The sequence below is a fragment of the Palleronia sp. genome (genome assembly GCF_042089775.1).
Classification (GTDB): domain Bacteria; phylum Pseudomonadota; class Alphaproteobacteria; order Rhodobacterales; family Rhodobacteraceae; genus Palleronia.
Map to the genome: position 1 here is coordinate 1 of NZ_JBELKF010000134.1, position 6,250 is coordinate 6,250.

The window sequence follows — 6,250 nt, forward strand, 5'->3', positions numbered from 1 at the left end:
GTCACGGCTTCGACTACCAGTTCCTGCGCTACCTGCTCTGCCGCTACGAGCCGACGGACGGCCCCCAGACCCAGATGGCGGGCTTCCTGCGCTCCATGTTCCCCGGGCTGGTCATGACCAATCCCTTCCTGAAGTCGACCGCCATCGCGGACGCGGGCATGACCAGCGACACGATCTACGAAATCGACCGCAGCCAGATCAACCGCGCGACCCTCTCGCGCGCCCTGGAGTCGATCAACCTCGTGAGCGACGAGCTCGAACAGGAAATTCACCGCGCTTGGGGAAGGAACGTCTGATGGCCCGCAAGAACATCTTCCGCACCGGCATCGGCGCCGCGCTCGATCAGGATCCCGACCGCGAGGATCTCCCCTCCCCCGCCGCCGAGGAAGAGGGCGACGCGCCCTTCGGCTTCGGCCCGGTCCAGGCAATGCGGTCGAACTTCCGCGACATCGCCAACAGGACGATCCGGGAGATCGACCCCGAGCACATCGAGGCCCACGGCCTGCGTGACCGCCTGGCGATCGACGACGCGGATATCGTGGCCCTGCGCGAGAGCATCCGGGAGCATGGTCAGCAGGTGCCGATCCTCGTGCGGCCGCACCCCAAGAACCCGGATCGCTACCAGATCGTCTACGGCCGGCGCCGTCTTGCGGCAATGCGCGACCTGGGCGTCCCGATCAAGGCGCTGGTTCGCACGCTCGACGACCTGGAGGCGATCGTTGCCCAAGGGCAGGAGAACAGCCAGCGAAAGGATCCCAGCTTCGTCGAGAAGGCGGTGTTCGCGAACGCCATGAAGGAGGAGGGCTATCCGACCGAGACGATCACCTCGGCGCTCTCCATCGACAGGTCGGGTCTCTCGCGGATGCTCCTCGTCAGCCAGACGCTTCCCCTGCCCCTCATCGAGGCGATCGGATCAGCGCATGGATCGGGGCGGCGTCCCTGGACGGAGCTCGCCGATCTCCTCCGCCTGAACGATCTGGATCCCATGGCAACCTTCGAAACCGTCCTGCCGGAGGGCTTCGACCCCGAAACCAGTTCCGACGATCGGTTGATTTTATTTCGCGACAAAGTTTCCGCACACTTGACGGGAGGGGCAACCGGGGACACTGCTGGAGGTGTGCCCGAATCCGGATTCGCTCCGGACGTGCAGGAAGACCCCGCTTCGCCCGTCGAGGCGGAACCGAATGCCGTGTCGCCTGCCCCGCGCCCGAAGCCGGGGCCGGTGAACGTCGCTCGCAAGCTCGCGCTGCGAGACGGTCGCCCCGTGGCCGAGCTCAAGCGCGTGAAGAAGGGCGTGACGCTGACCATCCCGGACAGCGAGCATCCGGAATTCAGCACCTGGTTCGACGCCAACGCGGAAACCGTGTTGCGCAAGGTCTACCGGGACTGGCTGGAGGAGAGCGGCTCCGAGTGAGCCGTAACTGAAACCGGCGCTTGCGCCAGAAGGAAAGGAGACGCATCAGCAGGCCCCCTTCAAAAGGGAAAGCCCCCCGAGAACTCAATCCCGAGAGGCCCACCAACCAATTTGCACCCCCGGTGTACCTCTCTCCAGGAATGACTGTCAACCGTTTCCTATCGGGAAAACGGTGACGGCTGCGCGATTGTCGGTCTTGTATTGCCGATCGGATCGCAGCCGATCGGGTAGCTGCGGCCTCAGCGTAGCGAGAATGGACATCACCGCACTTGGCCGGACGCCCGAAGGCGCCCCCTGCCCCCCCTTGCCCGCGGGCATCACGAGCACACGCACACTCGATCCTTGGAAGATCCTGAAGGATCTGACGGCGATCCGCCGACGCATCGGCCTTGCGAAAGGCGATCTCTCAGTGCTTCGCGTGCTCATCTCGATCATCACCATGAAGGGCGCGCAGAGCAGCATCGTCTTCGCGAAGAACGCGACCCTGTGTTCCCGCGCAGACGGCATGTCCGAGCGAAGCCTGCGCCACCATCTGAAACGGCTGGCCGGTCTCGGTCTCATCGCGCGCCGAAGCAGCCCCAACGGGAAGCGCTACGCACGTCGGAACGGCGAGGGCGCGATCGTGGATGCCTACGGAATCGACGTCGCTCCGCTGCTGGAACGCGCTGGGGAGATCGCACTTGCCCGTGGGCAACACGAAGCCTGCGAGCTGCAAATCGAGCTTCAACGCGACCGGCTGTCGCTCATGCGCCGTCAGCTCGAGGACCGAAACGTCGCGGCCGAGCTCTGCGCTGAGATCCGTCGCGAGCGCCGCAGGGCGCCCTGCCCAGCACGTCTGGCGGAGCTGACCGAGCGCGCCATCGCGGCCGTGTCTAAGCTCTCCGAAGCAGACATTCCTGCCGCCACTGCCGGCCAGGACTGCCGTCACCTACAGAGATCAGGAAAAGAACCTCTACCTGATGAACACCGAGGGGCTGAACCCGAACCGGTGCTGCGATCGCAACCGGGTGAAGCTGCGAGGGAAGCTGTAGTGGAAACCGTAGCACGCCGTGAGCCGATCGAATACGAGCAGCCAAGCGCGGCAGGGGCCGGAATGGAGCACCGAAGCCTCGGCTTGCCCGCGGGCAAGAGACCGGATCGCGGGTCGACGGGATCGCCCCTGCCCCGCATCGAACAGGTCATCGATACATGCAAGGATAGCGTGGCAATGCTGTTGGAGCCCGTGCGCGGGTGGAGCGACTTGCAGCGATGCGCCTGGAGACTCGCGCCGATGATCGGCATCGACGAACAGGTCATGGTCGCGGCAGCGAAGGGCTTGGGCGCCGAGCGCGTTTCCGTCGCCGTGTTGTGCTTGTGCGAACTGGTCGACCAGATCCGATCGCCAGGCGCCTACCTGCGATCCCTCACCAAGCGCGCATCGATCGACCTCTCCGGTCTGCTGGCCCGGGTATCGCGGCGGCGGATGGTTCCGGCCTGATCTTGTTTGCCCACGGGCAAGACAGGCCGCCAATATGCGTCTCATCGGTTCCGCGCTTTCCGCTGCCGGAGGATCGCACCTCGCCCGAACCTGCGCCTCGCATCAGGGGGATATCTGGTGGCGACGGCCCGAGAACGGGGTAGCGGCGGAACGGCGAGGCGGAAGGTAAGTCGTCGTGCGCCAGCGCAAACGCCTTTGCCCACGGGAAATCACGCAGATCATCTTGAGCCATATCGTCGGATCGGCCAGTCGTCGCTCGCTCGCTCGGGGAGCTCGCGAGACGTTGGTCCCGGCCCCGTGCGGATCTCAAGCCCCCCTATGCCCGACCGGCCCGCCCCGCAGGGCCTTGCCCTCGGCCAATAGGTCATCAAAAGATACCTTTTTTCCAGCGGACAAATGGTCAGCAAGAGATACCTTTTTTCCACTGGGCAATAGGTCAGCAGGCGATACCTTTTGCCCGTCGGGCAATAGGTCAGAATGCAATACCCTTTGCCCGCCGGGCAATAGGTCAGAATGCGATGCCATTTGCCCGCGGGTGAGCCCATATGCGAAGCGCGCCGCTGGGACGTTCAGGCCTCCCGCGTGGACCCCTCGAAACACTCGGTCCATGCCACGGGTGACGATGAAGCGCGCCGAGGGCGCTGGCTTCGCTGCGCGACGGCGGGCCATGGGCGGACGAAGCAATCCTCCGCCCATTAAGCAGATCGCGGCCTCTCGCCCCTGCGCCTTCTATCCCCGGTCCCTCATAGCGCACCTCGGCTCTTGCCCGCAGGCATACCACCGGCCCGGGGACGCCGGGAGCCCGATTGCGGGGCAGCACGGAAGCATGATGACGGTCCAGACCTTCCCTGCTCGAAGCTGACCGAAGGCGCCACCGGGAACGACCGAGCCGTCAGGCCGATCGGCCCCCGTCGTCCGCGCGCCACCGAGCTACCAAACGACCCAGGCCGTCTCGCCTGCCTGCGCTCTTGGCCGAGGGCAAGATGGGTGACCTTCGGCCGCCGCCGGCGGCGCCGACCAGGATCGTCGTTCGACGAGCTTCCGCGGCCCACCGGCGCGCCGAACGCACCGGCCCTGCTGTGCTGGCCCTGAGCAGCGGCGCGGGCTGCAGCTTTCCGGGAGGGCCGACGGATCCGGCGGTAACGCGAGAGGACGCCGGGGCCAGCGTGATCCGGTCGCGCGAGGTGGGCCGCTCGTGGGCCAAAGACCTGGAACGAGTGATCCGCGCGCGCAGATGGAGAATGGGTGCGGACCGGGTGACGTTCCGGGAGGGACGGCCAGCGGCGTGATCCGGACCCGCGGGGTCGGGCGGGGCTGTCCTGCGCCATGGGGCGTCCCGGCTTGGGGACGCGGGCGGAGCCGCATTTGCCCGCGGGCAAGCGTGACCCGCACGGCGGGCGATCCGGTCGCACGACGCGAGCGGGTCGCAGTCCGGGAGCGCGGCGGTGATTGATCCGGGCTCGCAGGCGGAGAATGGGTGCCCGCCGGACCGCATGCCGGGCCGGGGGGCAAGGGTGAGATCCAGACCTGCAGAGTGCGGGCAGGGCTGTCCTGCGCCATCTCGCGTCCGACCTGGGGCGCGCGGGTGGAGCCCCGCTTGCCCGTGGGCAAACATGCCCCGGCCGGACGAGGGCGGCCTGGCTTCCGCAGCCTCGCCGCACGCAACGCTCTCCAGCAGATCGAGGTCGACCAGTCGGACGCCGCGAGGGGAAGCCCGGCTCGATGGCTTGCGGCCGACAGGACAGATTGGCAGGCGCAGGATGCCGCAAGGGTGCTTCGATGCTGCAAGGGGCGAGAGAGGACGCTGCGCCTGGCCCCCCGCCGGTGGATGGAGCCAAGGGCGGGGAGGCGGCCCGCGCGCCGCGTCGCGGTCGCCTCGATGATCGATCCGCCCGGCATGGAGCAAGCCGGGGTGTGCTGACACGATGTCCGCACGCCGAGCCAACCGGGGAGAGACCGCACGCTACCGAAGGAGGGCTCCGGGCTTGCCCGCGGGCACATCCCCGAAGACCGATGACGCGCAATCGGGATCGGACGGCCCACGATCAGCAGGCGTTTCGATACGCAGATCCTCCATGCGCTCGGGTGCCTCGGCATTAGCCGACCGACCGCCGTGCCACGGACCGATGCATCGGATTTCAAAAAGGCGCTTGACGGTTTTTCGCAACGCGACTATCTCTTTGGGCAGCAGAAAGGACGACCACATGTCGAGTAGCAGTTCATCATCCAGTTCCCTCTGAGGAAGGTGAAGCGGGCAGGGCCCGCAGCCGGCTGCTAACCGCTCTGTCCCTCCGGGGATGTGGATCGTGCCCACCGCCTTCCGCCAAGGGATCTTCTCCCGAAGGAAGGATTACCCGGAGTGGTCCGGGCGGTGCCTTGAAAGCTCAGGGACGCTTCGGCGTCGAGGTTCGACTCCTCATCCTTCCGCCACACAAACTTCCTTCAGCCGATCCAGGCTGTATGTCGTCACGGCTTGCCCGCGGGCAACGCGGGCCGTTGGTGTCTCGACCGGGCAGGGCCCGGCGCCCGTTGGAAGCGGGTCGGTGCCAGAGATGGCATGGGGTTCGAGTCCTCGGGGCACCGCCAGTGGAAGGTCAACGCGCCGGGTGGCGCGGCTCCGTTCGAAGCGGGTGCGTCCCAGAGATGGGATGGGGATCGAGACCTCGGCCTTCTGCCAAATCCTTCACTATGCGCTAAACTTCTCACTTAATTTTTTCGCAAACCGTGATATTCTGCAGTCCTACCAGCCAAGGAGGATGCATAAATGAGCAGTGCGCGACAGGTCTTGAAGGGGGTCACTTGCAGGGACACGCGAGCGACCATGCAGAAGCTCGTGGATGAAGGGTGGACCCCTGAGATTGCGAATGGCGGGCATATCAAGCTTTCGCATGAGAATGCACCGCATCCGGTATTCGCCTCGAAGACGCCGTCGAACCCCGGGAGCCGATTCAATATCCAGGCGGACGCCAAGCGCGCCCTGAGGATGGGACGCGCGGACATCCTGTCGACGACCATGCAGGCAACGGCGACGGTCCCGGAGGCTCCGAAAGCCGCGTTCGAGCCGCCAGCCAACCTGCGAAAGAAGAAACGCTGGACCGCCGATCAGCGCGCCGCCGCCCGTGCAAAGCTGGCCGATCCGCTGGATGCCCCGTCCTTCGATGCTCCGATGAACCGCGCCGCGCGCCGGAGCGCACCGAAAGCGCCGGTGCAGCCGGCAAGCAACGCCAAGCCCTCCGAACAGGCCACCTCGAAGGCCGCCGCGTCGAACGTGCCCACAGCGCCCCTCCAGGCATCGATGACGGAGATGGCGCCGAGCGCCACACCGGTCGGCTGCCAGACCATCTCGGTCGATGTGCTGA

At 66.4% G+C, this 6,250-nt stretch carries 3 protein-coding genes, 1 tRNA gene and 1 pseudogene; all 5 read left to right on the plus strand.

Annotated features, from left to right (window positions below; all coding sequences use genetic code 11):
• Positions 1-296, plus strand: a pseudogene (locus ACFDS3_RS18370) (plasmid partitioning protein RepA); the annotation flags it as partial.
• Positions 296-1,414 carry a plasmid partitioning protein RepB gene (gene repB / locus ACFDS3_RS18375; protein WP_375263799.1) on the plus strand — a complete coding sequence of 373 codons (1,119 nt, stop codon included), beginning with the start codon at positions 296-298 and terminating at the stop codon, positions 1,412-1,414. The pseudogene ACFDS3_RS18370 and the gene repB, both read left to right, overlap by 1 nt.
• 304 nt (positions 1,415-1,718) lie before the next feature.
• Positions 1,719-2,891, plus strand: a complete 1,173-nt coding sequence (repC, locus tag ACFDS3_RS18380; RefSeq protein WP_375263800.1) for a plasmid replication protein RepC — start codon at positions 1,719-1,721, stop codon at positions 2,889-2,891.
• Positions 2,892-5,234: 2,343 nt separating this feature from the next.
• Positions 5,235-5,321, plus strand: a tRNA-Ser gene (locus ACFDS3_RS18385).
• 391 nt (positions 5,322-5,712) lie between these two features.
• The coding region (locus ACFDS3_RS18390; RefSeq protein WP_375263801.1) for a hypothetical protein at positions 5,713-6,250 on the plus strand (538 nt) is incomplete at its 3' end.

What these genes read in the sequence shown, in the direction of transcription:
- repB (WP_375263799.1), top strand. Translation starts at nt 296, where the DNA reads ATGGCCCGCAAGAACATCTTCCGCACCGGCATCGGCGCCGCGCTCGAT.